The sequence below is a fragment of the Streptomyces sp. NBC_01351 genome (assembly GCF_036237315.1).
GTDB lineage: Bacteria > Actinomycetota > Actinomycetes > Streptomycetales > Streptomycetaceae > Streptomyces.
Window position 1 is genome coordinate 30,703 of record NZ_CP108356.1, and the last position, 20,657, is coordinate 51,359.

The window sequence follows — 20,657 nt, forward strand, 5'->3', positions numbered from 1 at the left end:
CAGCGAGACCCGCATATTAGAGGTGTCCCGATGTCGATCGTCTACGACCGGACCAAGACCGTGGTCCGTCGGCATGTCGCCCCTGGTGAGGCCGTTCCTCTGCATCCGGAGGCAGTCGCCTTCGCCGGGCATTACGACTTCGATGTCGACGTCCGGATCGACCTCGTCACGGCCGAGCACGGGTCCGTCAAAGCGCCTCGACGGGCAGTGACGACGGAGGGCCTGGGCTACCTGCTCCTTGCCAGGGTGGTGCGGCCGAGCTACGAGTTCCTGCAGGGCTACCGGACCTCGGGGCTCTACCGTCATGCCAAGCAGGACTTCGGCGCCGAGGTGTTCGCCAAGGTCCGCCAGGCCCCCCTGGCCCGGGGGATGAGCCCCAGCCAGCTGAGCACGGCCGAGAACAGCCTGGTGAAGGTCGCCTTCCAGACTGGCCGCGATCTCGACCGGCTCACCGCCGAGGATATGCTCGCCTACTACGACTGGAGCAGGAAAACCTTCGCCAAGGCGCCCGCAGGACTCCACCTGGCCTGGGGCCTTGTGCGCGACGCTGGCCTGCTGCCCGCCGGACTGCCCTTGCGCCGGACAGTGGCACGGGGACGGCTTTCCGCGGCAGCCATGGTGGACAGGTACAACATCCAGTGCCGACCGGTGCGCGAGCTGCTGGTCCGCTATCTGGAGGAACGCCGCCCGAGCCTCGATAACACCTCGCTTCAGGGCCTGGCGAGCCGGCTGGTGGGTGCCTTCTGGGCTGACATCGAGAAACACCACCCGGGTATCGACACCCTGGACGTGCCTGCAGAGGTCGCCGAGGCGTGGAAGGAGCGGATCAGATTCATCACCCGGGACGGCAAGGAACCTGTTCCCCGCCGGACCCGGACTGCTGTGCTGACCGGAGTCCGTGCCCTCTACCTGGACATCCAGCAGTGGGCTCTGGAGGACCCGAGCTGGGCGGCCTGGGCGGTCCCCAGTCCGGTCCGCAAGGCTGACACCGGCGGGTTCACCAAGGTCAAGAAGAAGGTCCGGGCCAAGATGCACCAGCGAGTGCGTGAACGGCTGCCCCGACTCCCCGAGCTGGTGGACAGCACCGAAGCCCACCACAGCACGCAGAAGCGACTGCTGGCCGTGGCCCAGGCCACCACCGTCGGAGAGACCTTCGACTACGAAGGTCAGCACTATCGCCGCATCAGCCGCCGGGAGGACCGAACCAAGAAGCGCTTCCAGTACCGGCCGGAGATGGTACTGATCGAGGACCTGGGCACGGCGGAGCAGGTCGACGTCACCCGTGACGAGGACGAGGCGTTCTGGTCCTGGGCCATCATCGAGACGCTCCGACACACCGGAGTGCGGCTGGAGGAGCTGCTGGAAATCACGCACCTTGCGCTGGTGTCCTATCAGCTCCCCGACACCGGTGAGATCGTGCCCCTGCTGCAGATCATCCCGTCGAAGGGAAACGAGGAACGGCTCCTGCTGGTCAGTCCCAAACTCGCCAGCGTCCTCGCCACCGTGATCACCAGGCTCCGCGGAGACAACGCCAGCGCCATCCCTCTCGTCGCGCGCTACGACTACCACGAGCTGGTCACCGGGCCGCCACTGCCGCACCTGTTCCAGCGCCGGATCGGCTGGAAACACGACGTCATCAGCACGAACACGCTCTACCAGTTACTCAACGACACCCTGGCCCGAGCCGCCCTCACCGACCAGACGGGCGAGATCCTGCACTTCACGCCGCACGACTTCCGAAGGATCTTCGCAACCGAGGCCGTCGCCGGCGGACTGCCCGTCCATATCGCCGCCCGTTTGCTTGGCCACACCAGTACGAGCACCACGGAGGCGTACCTGGCCGTCTTCCAAGAAGATCTGATCCGCTCCTACCGGGCCTTCCTCGACCAGCGACGAGCGACATGACCCGCAGAGGAATACCGCGAACCCACGACGGACGAATGGCGCGAGTTCCAAGAACACTTCCACACCCGCAAGCTGGAGCTCGGCGACTGCGCCCGCCCCTACGGAACCCCCTGCCAACATGAACATTCTTGCCTGCGCTGCCCCATGCTCCAGGTATCGCCCCGGCAGCGGCCCCGGATGGTGGAGATCATCCGCAATCTCGCCGAGCGTACCGAGGAAGCACGGATGAACGGCTGGCTCGGTGAAGTCCAGGGCCCCAGGTCAGCCTCACCAAGGCCAAGGAGAAGCTCACGGCCCTCGACCGCAGCCAGCAGCGGATGCGCGGCACCAACCGGAGCGGCCTCACCGATCTAGGCACGCCAGTGATCTCCAGAACGAAGCCAGAGCCAACCTGATTGCCGGAGATCATCTTGGTGATCGGGTAGGGCTGCCTCACGGGGGCCTAGGCTGAACCGGGTGACGGGATTCCCAGGATTCGATGTGTTGTTGAGCCGGTTGGCGGAGCACCGCGGGCTGTGCGTTGATGACCTGTCCCGCTTGTCCTCTGTCCCGGAGGCTGAGCTGCGGGCGGTGTTGGGTGGTGCAGCGCCCAGCCCGTCGTTGCTGCGACGGCTCGCCCCTGTTTTCCACCTGGAGACCGAGGACCTGTATGTCGTTGCCGCGGTGACTTTGCCATTGGAGATGACGCCCCTGGACCCTCTAGCCGGAACGGCTGTGGCTCGCCTCGCTTGGCACGCAGCCCAGTTGGCGCGGGCTCAACGGGACCAATTGCGTCAGATCGCGCGATCGCTGCCGCAGGAGCGCCGCACCCAGCCGGTCCCGGAACCGCGCGCGTATCTGCAGTACCCGCCAGGTCCTGGTGGACTGCTCATGCGCTTGCTCGCCAACCGGAACCTGGGGTGGTTGGCGGGGGCACAGACATTCCTGGCCCTGACCGGCCGGTACTGGTCTGCGGCAACGTACGGGCAGGTCGGCCACGGCCGCATGGAGCTGACCGCCGATCTCCTGGCCGACTACGCCATCGTGCTCGGCATCCGCGCCGACGACCTGGCCGCACTGACCGGCGTCGACCTGTGGGACAGGACGGCGTCCCCGTCTGAGGTAGTCGTCGACGTGACCGGCCTCATCTGGGACGTCCGCCGCCTGACACTGGACCAGGTACAGCAGCTACGCGATACCGCGAAGAATATGCGTTGAGCCAGGGGGCTACAGCTGATACCAGTCGTCGCCACCTTCGCGAAGTGAGCGGCTGAGGTAGTCCCGCAGGTCGCCGGCCGCCCACCGCCTGCTGTCGGTCTCGTGCTCCCACACGAAGATGTCGGGACGCTGCGGTCTCTGCACGAAGGCGAAGTGATCACCGCCCCCGTTGTCTCCGAAGAACAGCAGGGCTTCAAACGACATATACAACTGGGCGAAGGATGGGTCGGACCAGAAGAGAAGGTTCTGCTCGACGATCCGGTCGAGTGCCCAGACGGTGTCGACCGAAGTCTGACCGATAACCCCGTTGCTCTGAAGGAGCAGCTGCTTCAGCTCTGGAGGCATCTCCCGGCCAAGCCGTCGCTCAGCCTCGGCGACTTCGGGGGCATGAGCTGGCTCTCGGAAGCCGACGCCAGGAAAGGCCTGCAAGGCCGTCTCTCTCCACATGATCAGAATCGTAGTGACCCGATTCACTGACTACACGCTGGGCCCAGCCAAGCAGAACTCGTAGTCCGGATAATCGTCCGACATGGCCCGGAAGGCGACGTCCGGGCGCCGCAGCAGGCCCGTGGTCACCCTCGCGGCGATGTGGTCGTCGCGGGTCATCTCCTCGACCGCCCGGACCCGGTCTTCCTGCCGGACCTGCGCGACGACCGTGGGCCGCTTGAGCAGATCGCCGGTGACGACCGCGGCGACTTCCCCTTCCCGTCGAACCCGCCCGTTGGGGCGCCCCTGCTCGGCGTGTACGTACGCCAGTCCCCGTTTCATAGGTGGTCGCCTGTGAAACGGCGCGCCGCCCGGCAGTCCACCTGCGGCGACCATGTTTCATGAGGCGTTGCAAACGGTGGGACGCCTGAAACACCCTCATGAAAGGTGAGGGCTGTGAACGACGACTTCAAGCGCGTGGAATCGCACGACTGCCCGATGTCCACCTGCGCCGCCCCCGCCGGCTCCCCGTGCCGGACCGGCAAGGGCAAGGTGGCCATCCAGTACCACACCGCCCGCTTCCGCCTCGTGCCCCAACTCGCCAAGCTCTTGAGCGTCCCAACCCCGGCCGTGCGCAAGCCCGGCTCGGCGTGGACCGAGCTGCCCCGGCCCGCGAGCACCGGCACGACACCGGTCGGACACGTCCGCCTCGGGTACGCCCGCGCCTCGACCGCCCTGCAGTCCCTCGACGCACAGCTCGACTCCCTCACCGAGGCCAGGGTGACCCGTATCTTCTCGGAGAAGATCTCCACCCGCGCCACCCGACGCCCCGAGCTGGAGGCCGCGGTGAAGCTCGCCGGGGAGATCCGCTCCTCCGGCGTCGCCGTCACCCTCGTCGTCCACGAGCACAAGCGGCTCGGCCGCGGCATCGAACTCGCCATGCTCGCCGAGGCACTGAAGGTCAGTGACGTCGGCCTGGAGTTCCTCACCGGAGAGCTGACGGGCTCCCACGCCCCCTCCGGCATCGTGTTCACCGTGCTGGCGGCCATGTCCGGCATGGAGCGCGAGTACATCCGCGACCGCACCCTCGAAGGACACGAGTCCGCCCGCAAGCGCGGCAAGACCATCGGCGGCGCCAGCGTCACCGACGACTCCATGCTCTCCATGGCCCCCCACCTCCGTGACCAGGAGATGAGCCTGCGCGACATCGCCAAGCGGCTCGTCATCACCACCGGCTCGAAGAAGGGACAGCGCCCCTCGCCCGCCACCGTCATGCGAATGCTCCGCGAACACGACGAGACAGCAAGCCGCTGACGTCAGCCGGAGTCCTTAGCGTTCAATCCTGGAGAAGTACCGGAAGTGAAGACCGATCAGCTCGGCAGCTGAAACAGCGTGCGCAGCGCCAGGTCGGCCACTTGGTGCAGCTGGTAGCGGGTATGGCCACTCGCCGCCTGCACGGCGATGCCGTCGGTGATGGTGTGCACCAGCTGGGCGAGGACGCGCGGATCAGAGTCCGCTGGCAGGTCGGCTGCCTGCTCGAAGCGCCGACGAAGCGCAGCCTCGCCGGCCATCCGCCGTGCGATCACCTCCTGGCGGATCGGTTCGGAGTCCGGACCGCAGGCATGCACGGTGTTGACGCTCAGGCACCCGTGGGGCGTGTGCGGCCCGGTGGTCAGCTCGACGGCCCCGAGGACCAGCTGCTCGACGACATCCCGCACGGTGGACGCATCCAAGGCCTCGGCGGCGAAGGCTCCGGGGCTGGTGAAGTAGCGGTCGAGCACCTTGCGGAACAGCTGCTCCTTGTTGCCGAAAGCCGCGTACAGACTGGGCCTGTTGATTTCCATGGCCGCGGTCAGGTCCGACAGGGACGTCCCCTCGTAGCCCTGCCGCCAGAACACCTCAAGCGCCCGATCGAGCGCAGCCTGCGGGTCGAAGGCGCGCGGGCGGCCGCCTGGCATGCCGTACCTCCTCAAGTTTTTTACCTATCGGTACGTTACCCCTTGAACTCAGACGCCCACCCCCCTAGTTTCGTATCGATCGGTACGAAACTAGGGGGACGCATGATCAAAGCCGGGATCGTCGGAGCCAGTGGCTGGGCCGGCGCGTCGCACCTGCCCGCACTCGCCGGGCTCTCCGGGTTCGAGGTGACCGCGGTCGCGACGACCAACCAGGCCAGCGCGGACAAGGCGGCGGCTGCCCACGGCGTACCACTCGCCTTCGCCGATGCCGGGACGCTCGCCGCCCACCCCGACGTGGACCTGGTCGTGGTGTCGGTCAGGGCGTCCGAACACGCGAAGGTGATCAGGGCCGCGCTAGAGGCGCGCAAGCACGTGCTCTCCGAGTGGCCGCTGGGCGTGGACGCCGCCGAAGCGGACGACCTCGCCCGGGCGGCCGGCGACGCCGGCGTCGTTCACGCCGTGAATCTGCAGGGATACCAATCCCCGGACGCCCGGTACGTGGCCGACCTGATCGCCGGAGGCACGATCGGCCGACTCGAATCGGCCGTATTGGTCGCTGCGGGCGACCCGCTGGGCGGCGCCCGCATTCCGCCGGAGCTGGCCTGGTCCACCGACCCGGCTGCGGGCACCTCGCTCCTGACCATCATGGCCGGACACTTCCTGGCCACGCTGGACCGGATGGCGGGCAGGCTGGTCGAGGTCTCCGCGCGCCTTCCCCGCCCGTACGACCACGTCGAAGTCGCGGGAACCGGCAGGACGGTGCCCAACGGGGTGCCCGCACAGGTGCTGCTCCACGGCGTCCTGGAGAACGGCGCCACCGCGTCCGTCGCCGTGCACGGAGGCAGTGGGAATCCGGACGGATTCTTCGTCAAGTTCGTTGGCTCGAACGGCACTTTGACGGTTGCTCCCACCCGACCCGGCACGTTTATGCACTGGACCGACTGGGACATCCGGGTCAACGGCGAGCCGGTGAAGGTGCCCGGCGACTACCGGACTGTCCCCTTCGACCCCGCCGCCGGACCGGTCGCCAACGTTGCGGCCGTCTACCAGGAGATCGCCCAATCGATCGCCGAAGGACGTCGGCCCCACCCCGACTTCCACACCGCCGCGGCTCACCACAGGGTGCTCGCGGCCATCGAACGCGCCGCAGAGTCCGGCGTCGCGGAGAAGGTCGCATGATGGCCCTGACCGTCGCGCTACCGGGGGTGGCGGTAAGACCATGCCACCAGCCGCAAACGGCGGTGCCCAGTCCTTGGGCTTGGCGGGCCGGGGTAGTTCGGCCAAGAAAGTTGGGGGAGGGTCCCTCACGATGTCCGGTCCCGGTAGCGTGAGGGACCAGCCGCCGCGCCGGCCTGACTCCGAGCCGCCCCGCCCATGCCGGGGACGGCAACGAGGACAAGGGCACCCTCGCGCACAGCAGCACCCTCACGTCCGTGGCCGTTCGCCCGTGGCGGGGAGGCATGGGGACACTCCGCCGGTCGGGAGACCACGATGACCGCCGACAAGCACGCTAAGCGCGCCGCCCTCACCGAGACAGGACAGAGATAGGAGAGGGCCGTCTGTGCCGTACATACCGGTGTTGCGCTCCAGCAGGTCCTTGGGAAAGCTCGTGTCGCTCGTGGCGCGGCCGTAGTACAGGTTGTCGGCCGTCGACGCGAACGTGCTCCCGGTGCAAAACGCTTGGCCAAGGCACTCCAGGTCCCGTACGGCCACTCGCTACAGTGGGGTGTGTTGCGTGACGTCAAGCCGCCTCTTCTTGATCATCCACCCATTGTCAGTGGTGGGCGGCAGACTGAAGTCATGAGAACGGCGGCCTCTGCCCGGCCTGCGAAGCAGGGACAGAGACCGCCGCGGGTGGAACCCCGCACCTCGCGCCTCTTGGTGTCCTACCACCAAGGGGCGCGTCGCGTTTTACAGGCGGCTGACCAGCATCTCGTACAGCCACACCGCGAACTGAGTGATCCAGTGCGCGGTCTCGTCCGCAAGACCAGCCAGAAGGGCCTGGGCTACGCCGGCGAGCAGTACATCGCGAACGGTGCTGTGACTCTCACCCCGGACACGCGGCGCGCCGTCGTCCTCCGAACCGTCGGACATCGGCTTGTCGCTACCGGGCATGTGAGTCCCCCAATCAGGACCGCCGCGCCTCAACTGGAGGGCCGGGGCGACGGTCCGTCAAAACCCGGCCTTCCAGAAGCTGCACACGCTCTCTGTATGGGCCCGTTCAGAGTATCTACACCCGCTGACAACGGGCCGTCGGTGACGTCGCCCACCGCAGGCAGGTCCCTTCACCGGAGTCAGCATCGCAACCTGCCAAGGCACCGACCCATGCCCGTGAACAGGACTTTCAGCACCGGAGACGGACTACTTCTCCTCGTCGACGCAGTTGTCGATGAAGTCGATGACCGGGTGCGTCACCTGGGACTTCTTCGTGCGTGAACGGCGGCTTGGTCACGTCGCAGGTGCGCGCGGTTGTACGTACAAGGCGGCCCTTTCGACAGCAGGTCGCAGGTGCAGCGCGTGGACGCGACGCGGGAGCAGAGCCTTTGGGCACACCTGATCGTGTCGCCGAGGGAGTCAATCTCCTTGTAGATGACGTCCGAGATCTTCCTGCCCATGACCCGCCAGTCCGGCATGCTCCCCATGCCTTGGCAGACGTCGATGGTGGACTCGATCTCTATGCCTGGATGCGACGTCTTCGCGAGGATCTGCCCGTCTCGATCGAGGCGCGGCGATTGCCGTGAACGGTGATCCGAGATCTCCGGACGGCCCATCAGGTGGACAGTCCTCCCGAACTGTTCGATTGCCGCCCTAAGATCACCTGGCAGCTTAAGCCTGCGGGGGCCTGGAACCCGGGCGCTCCATGTACCGCGACTGCGCTCGCACTGCCCAACACGTCCGTGCTCGCTTCCGAACCACGAAGCGCCCGGACTGGAGACTGAGCCGACCAGGACACCTCAGCCTCCAACCCAACCCCGACGAGAAAGGACGACATGGAGCAGCTTTCGGCCGCCCAGATTCACCGGATCATGAACCTGATCTGGGGCGGTCAACCGCATGAGGCGGAGACCGCGGCTCTCGCCGACCAGTTCACCCGCACGATGCTGAAGGTCGGCTACGGCTTCACGGCGGACACCCCCCGAACGCGGCCCGGCACCCGCAAGCCGAGTCGCTACGTGCGGTTCTGGGGAGACGGCACCAAGTACACGGTCGCCTACCTGAACATGCCGAGCGGCCGAGTCGACTTCTACCTGGACGCCGATGACAGCGTTGCCCGGGAGTACGAGGACAGCGGCTATGTCGAGTACGGCAACCAGCCCAGCAAGGACACCAACGTCGCGGTCGTGCTGCGCGACGAGAAGGCCATCGAGATAGCCCTGCACCTGGCCATCAACGTGTACATCGGATAATCCGGCAGGCCCCCGGCGGTAGTGGTAGAGCACTTTCCCCCTGAGGCGGAGATAGGAGTCCGGGGCCGTGTCGGACACCTCGACCGTGGGAGGACCGCGCCCCGCCAACCGAAGAAGACTGCGGTCACGAGGCCCTGACGGCTATTTGCGGCTGGTGACACGGTTCGGAACCCCAACAGGCTTTCAGGTGAGGCCGGCGGAGGCGTTGTCGTCCCAGCCGTCCTCACGCTGCATGTAGCCGAGCATCGAGCGGGAGTGCCGCGCCCAGCCGCCCTGGTCGGCGATGGCGATGGCGTCCTTGCCCTTCTTCCGGCCGGTGGAGGCAAGGCCGATGCGCAGGGAGTGCCCGGTCCAGGAGATTGGCACCCCGGCCCGGGTGGAGATCCGCTTGATGGCCCGGGTGACGCTGTCGGGGACCAGGCCGCCGGTGATGTGGCCGTGTCGGTCGATGCCGACGAAGGCCGGGGTGGAGGGGGCGGCCCACTGCTGGCCGTGCTCGGCGACCAGGCGCTCGCGGTAGGCGGTGTAGGCGCGGACGGGGCAGATCTCCGGGTCCTGGGCGTAGCCGATCTTCGCCTTGCGGACGGAGTGCTTGGTCTTGCCGGTGAGCACGGTGACGACCAGGCCGCGTGGGTGCAGGGTGACGTCGCCGCTCTGGAGGCCGGCGGGATCCTGGGAGCGCGAGGCGTAGTGGAAGCCGGTGAGGACGAGGGCCTTGTCGCGGTCGCCAGCGAGGGTGTCGGGGCAGGAGCGGGCGATGGCGTACAGCCCGTCGATGTCGGCGCCGACTGCCTGGCCGCGGCCGCGCCGCTCCCCGGCCTGCAGGAGCTTGACCTCCAGCCCGGCCAGGGCCTTGCGGGCTTCGGCCTGGTCGTCGCCGCTGACGGAGGTCCCGCGCTCGCGCATGCCGATGACGACGGCGGCGAGGTGGGTGTCGGCGGAGCTCGGCGCGTAGCCCTTCCCGGTCTGCCGACCCTCGCGCAGCATCCAGGCCACGAACGCGACCAGCGCGCCGCGGGAGCCCTCCCGTTCGGGCAGGCCGGCGGTGGCACAGAACCGCGTCCACACCCGCCACGACTTCTTGTACGTGTCCACGGTGTTGTCCGGGGTGATCTCGGCGGCAACCGCGTCGGCAAGGTCCTCGGCCTCGGCCAGCCGGCGGGCGGCGTCGACGCCGTGCCGCTCGGCCCACCGCGTGATCAGTGCCTGCCGCGCGGCGGCGTCCGCGGCCAGGAGCGACAGGGCGGCCGCCGGGCGGACATCGTCGGGAGCGGACGTCTCAGACACGGCCGTCACCGCGCAGCTCCTGTCCGGACCCCTTCGGGGCCGACGGTGACGCTGAACCCGGGCAGGGTGCCGCCCCAGCGCATGGTGGTCTCCCGTTCCTGGGCCTGGATGTCGATGACGCCGTCCGGCACGAGCGCCTCTCCGTTCCAGTACCAACGGGCCATGCCGTTCGCGGAGCGGGCGAAACCTATGCTGTACGAGCCCACGGGGATGCCCGGCCACGGCACGTCAGGCCTCTCCCTCATCAGGCGCTGCACGGCCTGCACCGCGGTCGCGAAGCCGGAGACCGCCTCCTCCGGGCTCCGGTCGCGGGGCGGCGGCGTCCAGCCCTGGGTGCCGACGATGACGCCGGCGACGAGATGATGCGTGAAGGACACCGCGCCGGCCTCGACGCCGACCTCCGGCCAGATGGACAGCACGGGCTCGGCCTCGGCCTCGAAGCAGAGCCGCCACTCCCGTTCGTGCAGCCAATCCGACCGTCGCCGCCCGGGATGCGGCTCGTACACCACGCAGCGGTTGTACGTCCGCGGCGGCAGCTCGGCCCTCATCCGGTCCCGTTCCTCGCGGGAGACGTAGAGGGCGGGTCGGGCCCCGGCGCCGATGAGCTGCTGGCGATCGAGCACGAGACCCCAGGGGGCGTACGGGCCCCGCCTGCCGGCCCCGTCGCGGAGCATGGCGCGGCGGGCGTCCTCGGTGACCTCGCTGAAGGAGATCACCGGGGCGTCGGACCAGTAGTCCGGCGCCCCGCGCAGGGTCCCGCTGTGCAGGATGCTCACCAGGCGGTCCTCGGCGCCGCCGTGGGCGAAGTCCGGTGGCAGGTCGCTCTGCCTGCGGGGCCGGCCGGTGAAGTGGACCAGGGTGTCGGGCAGGTCGGGGTGCGTGCTCACGTCGAGTCCTCCCCCAGGTCCGGCGCTCGGGACGACGGGTCGTCATGTCCCGTTCTGTCGCGTCGGATAAGGAGAGCTTATCCGACGTGATGAGGGAGATTCGGGGTCCTCAAGATTCTTTGACGGACCGGGGCTGCCCCGGGACCGAGAGGTGATGCATGCTGCCGATCGACAAGGAGGACCTCCCCGATGGGCCACTTCCCCCGCCTCTGGACCCACGACGTCGTTGACTGCATCAACGACTCCCTGAGGAACCACCCGGACACCTTCATCTTCATGAACTCCGGCGCGGGCATGGACGTGCTCAGCGTCTACCGGGACGGGCCGCTGTCTCGCATCTACCGGAAGCCGGATATCCAGCTGCTGCCGAGTTACGGCCCGCTGATCGAGCTGCGGGCTCCCCACAGCGCCGCCGAGGAACTGCAGGGCATCGCCATGGGAGAGATGGTCGCCTTCCCCGCCCCGCCCGATCTTCCGGGCACGGTGCGCGCGCTCGGCGCACGGCAGGCCGCTCTGGTAGGTGACCACGCGCACGTGGACGCCTTCACCGCCCATGAGCTCGCCCTGCGTACCGGTCCGCACTGGCGGGAGGCCGTCTCCACCGCGCTGCTCGGCGAATGGGCGGCCCCGCTGCACCGGGGCGAGATGCTCCACCCGTCATCCCTTTCGCAGTTGGCGGCCGAGGCGCGGGCCATCCACCGGCAGCTCACACCGCTGTGGCGGCGCAAGGCCGGCCACGGCAGAGTGCTGCTGCTGGACACGCCCCTCGGCCATGGCGCGACGCTGTACGACCTGGTCGCAGGTCGGCCCGACCCGGAAAGCACACTGCTCGGCACTGACGATCCACGTCTGAGGGCGGTACTTAACGCCCTTACTCCCGCCGAGCGGAAGGTGGCACTGGCCTGGGCCCACTGGCAGGTCACCACCTGGACCGAAGCCGCGGCCCTCGCCGGCGCCGCCGATCCAGCCGCCCTCGGCGAGCGGGTCCGGCGCAAGCTCAAGCGCCAAGGCACTGAGCACACACGCCGCCGAACCGCACTCTGGACTACTGGCTCCGAGGGAAGCACGTCATGAGCCTCCTCTACGATGCCCTGCCCGAGTTCCTCGGCAGCACCAGCGCCGCTGCCTTCGTGGCAGTCGCCGCCTGGACCGTGAAGAAGTTCCGTGCCCGCCGCCCTTGCCCGATGCTGGCTCGGCCCTCGGGCCGGGAGGAACGGGACGACGACCCGGACGCTGCTTGACCGGTCGAGGTCCAGCTGCTCGTGGCCGCTGACTATCGCGCAGCTCAGTGGCGAGGCCCTGAAGTCGGCCTCCGAGTACCAGGACATCTTCGGCAAGGGCCGCTACTTCCTGGAGTTAATGGACCACGGCATCGAGATGTCGACGGTCACCGCAATTCCCCACCCTCGCAGTCACGCTTCCCCATGGGGATAACGGTTGCGAGTGGACGCCCACCGGCGGGGCCCTAACCCGACTCTCCCTGCTGTTCATATGAACGGCGGGTCGACCGGCGGCCATGGGTAGCCCAGCTGCTCGGCATGATGCGAACCTCCCCAGACCTCGGCGGTGGCACGGGGATCGCCTGCGGTCAGCTGAGCCTCAAGGCTCTCGGCCTGGTCCGACGGGTCGTCCGCGGAGATCGGGAGGGTCATCCCGAGCTGGATCCAGGGCAGCTCCGTATCGGGCCCGCTAGGGGGGTGCATCAGGATGACCTGGATTCGGTCGGGTTGCTTGCGGGAGGCCCAGACGTACTGCAACTCGCACTCCCACCGGAGGAGCCAGTCCTCGCGTCCCCTCAGCCCTGCCTCAAGCAGCCGCGCAACTGCTCCTGCCGGCCACTCCCAGCTGCGGTCCTCTCCGGCTCGTAGGACTTCGGTCTCGTACTGAGCTGCGGTGAACCGGAGCTCTGGCAGGGCTACGTCCGGGTTGGCCGGGTCGCGCCAGCCCGCCCAGACAACATGATCCCCTTCACGCGTGACCGTCACGTACAGGGCACCACAGCATTCCTCCGCGCCGCACCCGGACCAAGCGAGACGAGCCTCGTGGGGCGTCGCGGTGGCATGCAACGGCCCGTCCCGGTCCAACAGATACCGGGGGCCCACTCCCAGGTACCGGGAGCCTCCCACGCCCCCAGGGAGCACATCAGCCAGAAGATCCCGGCCATTGACGATCGGGCGGACCTCCACGCCACCCTCATCAGGCGGTGGGCACACGATGCTCAGGCTGAGAAAGTCCGGTCGCACGATCATCAGCTCATGGTCGTGGAGCCAGCCACAGATGTCATGTGAGTTCGTGTGGCCCTACCCGGGTCGGTAGTTCGAGCTGCTGTCAGGTACGCTGGCCTCCGGCCACCTCCGGAACGTCGGGATGACAGCCTGGGGAAATACGGGCTCTGTCGCAGATCTTGTGACGCCGCGTCTCTCTGACTGTCGGGGCCATAACTCGAGCCGCACGAGGTTGATGCTTCAGAGGCAGGGCCGCACCCGCTGGTTCGGGCTGGGAGGATCGAAGGTCAGGCCGTTCTCGTCGAGGGCGTTGGAGACCGTCAGCCGGGCGTCGGGGAAGACGAAGCTCACGTCCGTGGTGCGGCTGGCGACGTTGTCCACAGTCCACTCGAGCAGTTCGACACCCTGCAGATTCATCCCGCGGATCGTCTGCAGCTCAGGCAGCGGATCAGAGCGCCATTCCAGGTCAAAGCCGGTCCAGCTGACCGGACGGCAGGGGTCGATCGTGTTCCAGGTCAGGGAGAGGTCGCCGAATTTCTGCTGATTGATCTCCACTTGCACGCCATCGAAGTCCAGCAGTACGGGGCAGTCATAGAACCATTCATCGTCCACGAGGTCCCACACCATCCAGACCCTCGTCAGAGGACGGCCGCTCAGCGCGTGGAGACGACGCCCATGCGTCCGCACCACGAGACCTGGGCCGTTCAGCCAACGCGGACGGTATCCCTCAATCCCAAAATCGAACATACGCACATCATGCCCGGGCTGACGTCAGTGCTTACGTCAGGCGTCACAAGATCTGCGACAGAGCCGAATTACGCAAACGTCCACACGAGATCGAGCGCCGGTTCCGCGACGGGCTGCTGGAGATCGGCAACCATGCACATCACATCTCCGCTCCAGGCCCTCGCCCCTCTTGGGCGAGGGCCTTCGGTGTTGTCGCTCAATGGGCCGCTTTCGGCGGATCCCCGTGCGTGGGCGGGCCGGTCGGGGGCAGCCTGGAGGTCGTGGCCCGACGGAGGGGCCGACCCGGTGCCGTGACCGCAAGCCTGTCACGTTGCTTAGCAGCCCAGGTGAGGTACGTCCCGAGCTCGAGTCCCGTAGGGGCCGCAGGTGCTGAGCTTCGGAGGAAGGAGCTGTACCCCAAACCTTGTGCCAGGCGGCAAACCAGGCCGACGTGGTGTCGTCGGGCACCGTGCACGCTGGAGGAAGGCGAGGTACTGCGCAAGATCCGCCGGCAGGGCCCGCGCCGTAACGATGCGGTGGGCAGTGCTGCGGGACAAGTGCCAGCGGCCCCCACGTTCAGACAGGCACCGCAACGGCGGATATCCGGCGGCGGCATAGGCGTCTCGCAGGGCCCTGCTCAGGTCGGCCCGGTCCGAGACGAGGTCGGGGCGCGGCTCAACGGTCGCCCTAGCCGAATACCGACAGGCCTCCGTGGCTTGCGCCAAGAGCCGCGCCGCATACTCGTAGTCGGTACCCCGGGTGACCTCGCAGGCGCGCAGGTACCCCTGGACGTGACCCCAGGTAGGAAGCGTATTGCCGGAGGCCGCGCGCTTGAGCGTCGAAGCGCCCCAGGCGCTACGTGCGGCCAGTTCGGAGTACGGGACGCCTCCACGACGGTCGCGGAGGAATTGCGCCAGCTCACCCAGCTCGGGGATCCTGCCTCCGACGGGGCTTCGGGACGCCCCGGCCGGGCCACTAGTTCACGCTCCCGTTGCCGGGACCGACAGCGGCGTTCAGCAGCCGTCGCAGCAAACCGGTCCTGCCGCCCTTGCCGTCATTGACATTCGAAGCGACCAGCACGGCGACGCTGACCGCACCAGCGCCGCCCAAAAGAACGAGAATGTCCTGCACCGGCATGTGTGCGATCAAGGCGAGAAGGACCGCGGCCGCAAGGTACGCCGTAATGACGAAGGCGTGTGCTGCGGTGAAACGCACGCCGCCGGTCGGGGCGGACACCCCGTCGATCGATTCCATGATGGACTCCCCGGGATACCCGGACGGCGACCACGAAGGTCTCCGACCGGCTGCTACTGGCTCCAACAGCCCCTGACCACTGGATGATTGGCGTCACCCGAGCAGCGGACAGAGCATCTGCGACGCCAACGATCCCAGGCCCCAGGGCACTTGCACCAAGAGCCCGGAATTGGCCCCGAAGAGGTCCAAAGTTTGTGAATGCGTGAAATTGTGTTGATCAAGCGTTGACCTGGGGTTACGCCGTCGCAGGGGCCGCAAAAAACATTTGGCCCAACTTCCGTCCCAGCCGATGAACTATCAAACCGTACGCAAGGATCCGTAGCCTTCATTCTCGTACGCGCATCCAAACGCGATGCGAGAGGTATGCGTGCGTGCATCCCGGCGCCCTGACTGCTACTGGCTCCAACCAAAGCAACCCCAGGGACATTGCAGGCCACGTTGGCGCGTGACCCGCACGAAAGCCGATGACGCCACATGGCCGTCATCGGCTTTCGCCATATCGGACCCCCAGCAGCGAACGAATGGCCCTCGCCACCCGGATTGCCTCACTCGCCCTGGCACCCACCCGAGCCCACAGCGGCCGCCTGAGCGTCCCTCACGGCTTGTCCAATGGAGGCAGCCAAGGACGTCACACGCGCCCGTGTACACCCGTCGGCGCAGGCTGTAGCGACCCTAACCACGGCCAGCCCGGGCAAGATGTCCCGCGTGGACCAGATTTTCGACTTCATCACAGACAACTCCGGAGCCCTCACCATCCTGGTGCCCTTCCTCGCGATCCTCGGCGGCATCTGGGGCAACCGGATCGGCGCCAAGATCCAGGCAAGCGGTGGGAAGGCACAGGCATCCGCGGCGCGCGACGCCGCACGCATCACGGCCGAGGCGCAGCGCCTCGCCGCCCTGCACACGGACCGCCGAATCGAGATAGCCGCGTTCATCCGTGCCGCCAGGGACAGTGTCAAGAGCGCGAGCCTGATGTTCCTACGGCCCGGCTACGACGGACCGGCTAAACAGGCGTACACGGACCTGCAGGTGCAGCTGGCCGAGGTGGAGGTCATCGCTCCCGAGCAGGTCGTGGAACTGGCCCGCCAGGTCGTGACGGCCGTCGAGGACTACCTACAGCTCGCGTCCTCGCGTGCTGACGCTGCCAGGGTCACCCTGCTCCTGACCAGCCAGCGCGTGGGGCGACCCGGGTACCAGATCGCCCGCAGGGCCTTGTCCACGCTCGAAGCGCTGCGCACCGCGTACGAGGCCGAGGACAACGAGGGCGAGCAGCAGGCCTTCCGGTCGGCCGCATCGACCGCACTGGACGACATACCTGACATCAGCAGCAACGAAGCCGAACTGCTCCTGGCCGACGCGGCACTGCCCACCCTCGAACCGCTCAAGCACCAACGCCATACCGCATTCAGCGCGGCCCTGACGAACTTGATAACGGCAACCCGCGCAGTGCTGCGTTCCAACGACTTCGAACAGCACCAGCCCACAACCTGAGCGGCGGCGCGTGACCTGGCGTCGAACCCGCGGGCTCGGAGGCGTGGCGTTGTTCGCTGCTCGCCATCCTCGGCGGGCACCACGACGACCAGACCCGCCCACGCTGCGCGCGCTCGCCCGTGTTCCCCACGGCTGTCCTCGACCGGCTGCGCGGGTTTAGCGCACTGGCGGGCCGGGCGCGGTCGGCGTGCGGAGCGCGAGTGGGACCATGTCGGGGCGGTTGCGGCCAAGGTGTAGGCCGGGCTGGTGCGTGGGTCAATGGGGGGGCGTCGCGGGCGTCTCGTGCCGCCTGCTCCCGTGGCACGTGATAGTAGGCGTGGGCACCGCTCTTGGTGCGGCAGAACGTCCCGGGTTCGGCGCCGCAGGTGGGGCACTCGAAGTCGAGGCTTATAGGCCCCAAGTTGAAGGGCCTGACGCCGAAGGTGTCGGTAAGGACGGCGAAGACATCACGTGTCAGTTGCGGTGCGCCCTTGCCGAGTGGGGCAGTGCCAAGGACGACGGCTTCGGCCTCCTCGATCCCGATGGAGTCGAGGCGGGCGGCGAGTTCGAGGGCCTGGCCGGCGATGCGGCGTATGCCGGACGCGTGGTCGCGGTCGCCCGTGTCGCCCTGTTCGAGGGCGAGGAGCCGGAGCCCGGTCACGGATGCCTGGCGATCGGCAAGTTCGACGAGGGCCGGCTCGCTGTCCTTCCAGCGCTTCCAACGGAGGACGGTGAGGATGCGAGCGGCGTCGGTGGCGAGCTGCGCGGCAGGCTTGCGAAGCTGTGTCGTCAAGGCGAACGACTGCCCTTCTGGGGAGTAGTGAAGCTCGCCCGGGACCGGGCAGACCACCAGGGGAAATGGAGCGGGGCCCACAAGCTGTGCCGGCGAGGACGCTGACACTGCCACCCTCGGTGCCGCCGAGGGCCGGGACAGGGCGGTGGGGGGAGACACGCGCCGGGGTGTGGGCGGGCTGCTCGATTCGGCGTCGACCGCGGGACGCGGACGGTCACCGCCGCCCGGTCCTTCCGGTGGTCGGAGGTCACGGTGCCGCTGGCGGAATGGGGGCCCCGGGATTGCGCCGCGCTTCGGCCTCATATGGCTTCAACAGCAGGTTGATTGTGCACGCTGGGCATACATGCCGGGAGGGGTGCCCACGATGCGGGCGCCCCTCCCGGCCGGACTGACGGTCACCTCGGAATCTTGGGGCGCTCGGCGGTACTGCCCCCAGTGCGGCTGGGCACCGAGGCGGCCTCACCCAGGCGCGCCGTATCGGCGCGGGCTGCACCGACCCCAACCGCGGCCGGCCCCGGCACCACGGCCGCCGTCCGCCGGCTTGTGGTGTGTGGCCTCAGGACATAGACGACACGCGCGGAGCCACCCCCGCCAGCGTCAGCCCAGGGCCCGCCAAGACACTCCCCGTATCTACACCACTGTCGCGAAATCGAGAGATCGCTGTCAGCTAGATGATCGATTCCAAGGGGTCAGTGATCGTAGGCGGTCAGCTCATCGGCCAGCAGGTCCATCAGGAGCCCGTTGTGCCAGCTGCCGTCCGGTCCGCGTTCGTAGTTGCGCATGATGCCGACCGGGCGGAAGCCGACCTTGGTGTAGCAGCGGAGGGCGGCGGCGTTGTCCGCCGCCGGATCGATCACCAGGCGGTGGAAGCGGTGATCGATGATGAGGTGCCGGGCCAGGGTGCGGACGGCGTCGGTGCCCAGGCCCCGTCCGTGCATCGCCGGGTCCAGATAGAGGTCGATGTTCGCGTGCCGGTAGTCCGGATCGGTCTCCTCGCCCCACTGGATGCCACCGACCGTGCGGCCGTCCAGCTCGATGACCAGCAAGCTGACCCCGGGATCGCCGAGGTCGCCGGCGACCTCCGCGGCAAGGTCCGCGTCGCCACGCCAGCGCGCGTACACCTCGGGCTTCGCCCGGATGGCGGCCAGCGCCGGAACGTCGGAGGGGACAGCAGGCCGGAGGGTCACCTCGGCGCCGTACAGAATCGTCTCCATGGACGGGAGGCTAACTGATCGATTCCAAGGGATCGGCTGCGCGCATAGGACGAGGGCGCCCAACGTCATTGTGTGAAGACAGAGTTGGAAACCCTCGTCACCGCACTCTATGTGAAGACCGACGACCTGCTGAAGGACTCACCGCATCTCGCTCCGTGGCGGCCGACGGTTGGGATTGCCCCGCAGCTGAGCGACGCCGAGCTGGTCACGCTCGCGATGATGCAGGCCATGCTCGGCTTCACCTCCGAGGCCAGATGGCTCCGCCACGCCGGCGCTCACCTGCGGCATCTCTTCCCGTACCTGCCCAAGCAGCCCGGCTACAACAAGCGTCCGCGCAAGGCCGCCGACTTGCTGCGTCGGGTCACCCGACTGCTGGCCAACGACACCTCAATGTGGAGCGACGACGTGTGCATCGTGGACTCCACGCCGGTGGAATGCGGACGCTCGCGCGAGACCGTCAAGCGCTCTGACCTGGCCGGATGGACAGAATACGGGTACTGCGCCAGCCACAGCCGCTTCTTTTGGGGCCTGCGGCTACACCTGGTGTGCACCCTCCGCGGCCTGCCCGTCACCTTCGCCCTGACCGGGGCCAAGGCCGACGAGCGCGAGACCCTGCTGGACCTCCTCTCCGCCGAATCCGGCCTTGTCGCCGACCGGCCCGGACAGACGCTGATCGGCGACAAGAACTACTTCGGCCGCGACTTCGAACATCAACTGGTCGAGCAGGGCATCCGGCTGCTGCGGCCAGCCCGCAAGGGCGAGCCGGACCGGCCCGACGCGCCCCTGTTCAAGCCGTTGTGGCAGGTCATCGAGTCGGTCAACGAAACCTTCAAGGGCCAGCTCGATCTCGAGCAGCACCGCGGACGCACACCCAGCGGTGTCATCGCCCGCGTCATGCAGCGAATCCTCGCGCTGACGGCCGCGATCTGGCACAACGACCACACCCGCCAGCCCATCCTGCGCTCACTGACCGCCTACGATCACTGACCCCTTGGAATCGATCATCTAGAAGTCGGCTCCGCTGCTGGTCCTGCCACCCGCGCAGCATGGCTTCGAACATGGCGGGCTCCGGGTCCAGCGCACGGACGTTGCCTGCACGGACCAGCCGGATCGCACCCGGCACATCTGCCACACCCACCCCACACCTCCGACGGTTGCACCTAATGCAACATCGTGGCGTCGGATACTCCACCCCAGGTCCAGAACCCCACACCCTCACCTGGACGAGTGACACCCCCGTTCTCAGGTCGCACCGCACTGTCGGCGGAAGCGACGGAATGATGCGTCCAGCCCAACTCCGCCTACTTCGAGTCGTGAACCTCGGCCAGTGGGACACAATGATCAACGTCAATGCCTGCCGCGTCGGTCATCGTGACGTCGTCGTACGGGCTCAGCCATACCCCGCCCGACAGCTTGCAGCCAGCAGCCACCTGCGGAGCCTCAAGCGCCTCGGACAGGATCACCTCTCGGCGGGTGTCACACCCGTCGGTGGCGTTCAGGCCGCGGTTCCAGTGCTTGTACAGGCTCCGCGCGTAGCCCTCGCGCTGCTCCTAGGGAACCGGGATCCGGTCCACCGCCTCGAACAACGGCAGCGGCGCCCGCATACCCAACCCGGAAGTGCCCGCTGCTGCGGCTGAGACAGGCGCGGCGGCCGGGCGGTGGTCGGCGTGGGAGGCGGGGGCGGTGGCGAGCAGGGGCAGGGCGGCGAGAGCGAGCGCGGGCAGACCACGCCACATCAGGTTCTTGATCACATGGCTGGGTGTAGCGCGCCCAGCCGGTGCCTGGACATGGTGCGGGCAGCCAACTCACCCGAGTGGGGGGCTCAATTCACTGGGGAAACGATCTTCCGCCGAACCGCAGTCAACGCACCGGAGGCGGCTGCCCCGCCCGGGACAAGACAGGCGCTCC

At 67.9% G+C, this 20,657-nt stretch carries 22 protein-coding genes; 10 read left to right on the forward strand and 12 right to left on the reverse strand.

Annotated elements, in window-relative coordinates; translation table 11 throughout:
• Positions 1-30: 30 nt before the first annotated feature.
• Together OG625_RS00200 and OG625_RS00205 are read left to right on the forward strand one after the other, a co-directional pair.
• Positions 31-1,905, forward strand: coding sequence for a tyrosine-type recombinase/integrase (locus OG625_RS00200; protein ID WP_329375711.1), 1,875 nt, complete (start codon positions 31-33; stop codon positions 1,903-1,905).
• 456 nt (positions 1,906-2,361) lie between these two features.
• A complete protein-coding gene (locus OG625_RS00205; RefSeq protein ID WP_329375713.1) occupies positions 2,362-3,102 on the forward strand; it encodes a hypothetical protein in 741 nt (246 codons plus the stop codon).
• A 9-nt stretch (positions 3,103-3,111) separates the two neighbouring features.
• On the opposite strand, the gene OG625_RS00210 is transcribed toward OG625_RS00205, so the two are convergent.
• A complete protein-coding gene (locus OG625_RS00210; RefSeq protein ID WP_329375715.1) occupies positions 3,112-3,549 on the reverse strand; it encodes an SMI1/KNR4 family protein in 438 nt (145 codons plus the stop codon).
• Between the two features lie 30 nt (positions 3,550-3,579).
• Complete coding sequence (locus OG625_RS00215) at positions 3,580-3,870, reverse strand: DUF6192 family protein (RefSeq protein WP_329375717.1); 291 nt, start codon at positions 3,868-3,870, stop codon at positions 3,580-3,582.
• A gap of 114 nt (positions 3,871-3,984) precedes the next feature.
• Here OG625_RS00215 and OG625_RS00220 point away from each other — a divergent pair, with 114 nt between their 5' ends.
• On the forward strand, positions 3,985-4,842 hold the full coding sequence (locus tag OG625_RS00220; protein ID WP_329375719.1) for a recombinase family protein: 858 nt from the start codon (positions 3,985-3,987) through the stop codon (positions 4,840-4,842).
• A gap of 56 nt (positions 4,843-4,898) precedes the next feature.
• On the opposite strand, the gene OG625_RS00225 is transcribed toward OG625_RS00220, so the two are convergent.
• Positions 4,899-5,486, reverse strand: a complete 588-nt coding sequence (locus OG625_RS00225) for a TetR/AcrR family transcriptional regulator (protein WP_329375721.1) — start codon at positions 5,484-5,486, stop codon at positions 4,899-4,901.
• Between the two features lie 102 nt (positions 5,487-5,588).
• Here OG625_RS00225 and OG625_RS00230 point away from each other — a divergent pair, with 102 nt between their 5' ends.
• The gene (locus OG625_RS00230) at positions 5,589-6,665 is read left to right on the forward strand and encodes a Gfo/Idh/MocA family protein (protein WP_329375723.1); all 1,077 of its coding nucleotides are present in this window, start codon (positions 5,589-5,591) and stop codon (positions 6,663-6,665) included.
• A 732-nt stretch (positions 6,666-7,397) separates the two neighbouring features.
• Here the strand turns inward: OG625_RS00230 and OG625_RS00235 are convergent.
• Complete coding sequence (locus OG625_RS00235) at positions 7,398-7,601, reverse strand: hypothetical protein (protein WP_329375725.1); 204 nt, start codon at positions 7,599-7,601, stop codon at positions 7,398-7,400.
• 875 nt (positions 7,602-8,476) lie between these two features.
• Between OG625_RS00235 and OG625_RS00240 the strand changes: the two genes are divergently transcribed.
• A complete protein-coding gene (locus OG625_RS00240) occupies positions 8,477-8,893 on the forward strand; it encodes a hypothetical protein (RefSeq protein ID WP_329375726.1) in 417 nt (138 codons plus the stop codon).
• Between the two features lie 183 nt (positions 8,894-9,076).
• On the opposite strand, the gene OG625_RS00245 is transcribed toward OG625_RS00240, so the two are convergent.
• Positions 9,077-10,180: an integrase gene (locus OG625_RS00245; RefSeq protein ID WP_329375728.1), complete on the reverse strand. Its 1,104-nt coding sequence runs from the start codon at positions 10,178-10,180 to the stop codon at positions 9,077-9,079.
• Between the two features lie 5 nt (positions 10,181-10,185).
• The gene (locus OG625_RS00250) at positions 10,186-11,067 is read right to left on the reverse strand and encodes a hypothetical protein (protein WP_329375730.1); all 882 of its coding nucleotides are present in this window, start codon (positions 11,065-11,067) and stop codon (positions 10,186-10,188) included.
• A gap of 189 nt (positions 11,068-11,256) precedes the next feature.
• Here OG625_RS00250 and OG625_RS00255 point away from each other — a divergent pair, with 189 nt between their 5' ends.
• Complete coding sequence (locus OG625_RS00255) at positions 11,257-12,141, forward strand: hypothetical protein (RefSeq protein WP_329375732.1); 885 nt, start codon at positions 11,257-11,259, stop codon at positions 12,139-12,141.
• A complete protein-coding gene (locus OG625_RS00260) occupies positions 12,138-12,308 on the forward strand; it encodes a hypothetical protein (RefSeq protein WP_329375734.1) in 171 nt (56 codons plus the stop codon). The genes OG625_RS00255 and OG625_RS00260 overlap by 4 nt, the downstream gene beginning before the upstream one ends.
• A gap of 246 nt (positions 12,309-12,554) precedes the next feature.
• On the opposite strand, the gene OG625_RS00265 is transcribed toward OG625_RS00260, so the two are convergent.
• The 3 genes from OG625_RS00265 to OG625_RS00275 form a co-directional block, all read right to left on the reverse strand.
• Positions 12,555-13,316 carry a hypothetical protein gene (locus OG625_RS00265; RefSeq protein ID WP_329375736.1) on the reverse strand — a complete coding sequence of 254 codons (762 nt, stop codon included), beginning with the start codon at positions 13,314-13,316 and terminating at the stop codon, positions 12,555-12,557.
• 216 nt (positions 13,317-13,532) lie between these two features.
• Positions 13,533-13,904: a hypothetical protein gene (locus OG625_RS00270; RefSeq protein ID WP_329375738.1), complete on the reverse strand. Its 372-nt coding sequence runs from the start codon at positions 13,902-13,904 to the stop codon at positions 13,533-13,535.
• A gap of 1,089 nt (positions 13,905-14,993) precedes the next feature.
• Positions 14,994-15,272 carry a hypothetical protein gene (locus tag OG625_RS00275; protein WP_329375740.1) on the reverse strand — a complete coding sequence of 93 codons (279 nt, stop codon included), beginning with the start codon at positions 15,270-15,272 and terminating at the stop codon, positions 14,994-14,996.
• A gap of 705 nt (positions 15,273-15,977) precedes the next feature.
• Between OG625_RS00275 and OG625_RS00280 the strand changes: the two genes are divergently transcribed.
• On the forward strand, positions 15,978-16,763 hold the full coding sequence (locus OG625_RS00280) for a hypothetical protein (protein ID WP_329375742.1): 786 nt from the start codon (positions 15,978-15,980) through the stop codon (positions 16,761-16,763).
• On the opposite strand, the gene OG625_RS41305 is transcribed toward OG625_RS00280, so the two are convergent.
• The gene (locus OG625_RS41305) at positions 16,678-17,163 is read right to left on the reverse strand and encodes a zinc finger domain-containing protein (protein ID WP_443067851.1); all 486 of its coding nucleotides are present in this window, start codon (positions 17,161-17,163) and stop codon (positions 16,678-16,680) included. The two genes, OG625_RS00280 and OG625_RS41305, sit on opposite strands and share 86 nt — an antisense overlap.
• Here OG625_RS41305 and OG625_RS00285 point away from each other — a divergent pair.
• Positions 17,080-17,640, forward strand: a complete 561-nt coding sequence (locus OG625_RS00285) for a hypothetical protein (protein ID WP_329375744.1) — start codon at positions 17,080-17,082, stop codon at positions 17,638-17,640. The two genes, OG625_RS41305 and OG625_RS00285, sit on opposite strands and share 84 nt — an antisense overlap.
• A gap of 584 nt (positions 17,641-18,224) precedes the next feature.
• On the opposite strand, the gene OG625_RS00290 is transcribed toward OG625_RS00285, so the two are convergent.
• The gene (locus OG625_RS00290; protein ID WP_329375746.1) at positions 18,225-18,749 is read right to left on the reverse strand and encodes a GNAT family N-acetyltransferase; all 525 of its coding nucleotides are present in this window, start codon (positions 18,747-18,749) and stop codon (positions 18,225-18,227) included.
• Positions 18,750-18,821: 72 nt separating this feature from the next.
• On the opposite strand from OG625_RS00290, the gene OG625_RS00295 reads away from it, so the two are divergent.
• Complete coding sequence (locus tag OG625_RS00295) at positions 18,822-19,736, forward strand: IS982 family transposase (protein WP_329375748.1); 915 nt, start codon at positions 18,822-18,824, stop codon at positions 19,734-19,736.
• 563 nt (positions 19,737-20,299) lie between these two features.
• On the opposite strand, the gene OG625_RS00300 is transcribed toward OG625_RS00295, so the two are convergent.
• Positions 20,300-20,500: a hypothetical protein gene (locus OG625_RS00300; RefSeq protein ID WP_329375749.1), complete on the reverse strand. Its 201-nt coding sequence runs from the start codon at positions 20,498-20,500 to the stop codon at positions 20,300-20,302.
• Between the last annotated feature and the right edge of the window lie 157 nt (positions 20,501-20,657).

Excerpts from the sequence above, each read along its gene's own strand:
- OG625_RS00260 (WP_329375734.1), top strand. The coding sequence starts at position 12,138 with ATGAGCCTCCTCTACGATGCCCTGCCCGAGTTCCTCGGCAGCACCAGC.
- OG625_RS00240 (WP_329375726.1), top strand. The coding sequence starts at position 8,477 with ATGGAGCAGCTTTCGGCCGCCCAGATTCACCGGATCATGAACCTGATC.
- OG625_RS00235 (WP_329375725.1), bottom strand. The coding sequence starts at position 7,601 with ATGCCCGGTAGCGACAAGCCGATGTCCGACGGTTCGGAGGACGACGGC.
- OG625_RS00255 (WP_329375732.1), top strand. The coding sequence starts at position 11,257 with ATGGGCCACTTCCCCCGCCTCTGGACCCACGACGTCGTTGACTGCATC.
- OG625_RS00265 (WP_329375736.1), bottom strand. The coding sequence starts at position 13,316 with ATGATCGTGCGACCGGACTTTCTCAGCCTGAGCATCGTGTGCCCACCG.
- OG625_RS00215 (WP_329375717.1), bottom strand. The coding sequence starts at position 3,870 with ATGAAACGGGGACTGGCGTACGTACACGCCGAGCAGGGGCGCCCCAAC.
- OG625_RS00230 (WP_329375723.1), top strand. The coding sequence starts at position 5,589 with ATGATCAAAGCCGGGATCGTCGGAGCCAGTGGCTGGGCCGGCGCGTCG.
- OG625_RS00290 (WP_329375746.1), bottom strand. The coding sequence starts at position 18,749 with ATGGAGACGATTCTGTACGGCGCCGAGGTGACCCTCCGGCCTGCTGTC.
- OG625_RS00200 (WP_329375711.1), top strand. The coding sequence starts at position 31 with ATGTCGATCGTCTACGACCGGACCAAGACCGTGGTCCGTCGGCATGTC.
- OG625_RS00225 (WP_329375721.1), bottom strand. The coding sequence starts at position 5,486 with ATGCCAGGCGGCCGCCCGCGCGCCTTCGACCCGCAGGCTGCGCTCGAT.
- OG625_RS00275 (WP_329375740.1), bottom strand. The coding sequence starts at position 15,272 with ATGGAATCGATCGACGGGGTGTCCGCCCCGACCGGCGGCGTGCGTTTC.
- OG625_RS00210 (WP_329375715.1), bottom strand. The coding sequence starts at position 3,549 with ATGTGGAGAGAGACGGCCTTGCAGGCCTTTCCTGGCGTCGGCTTCCGA.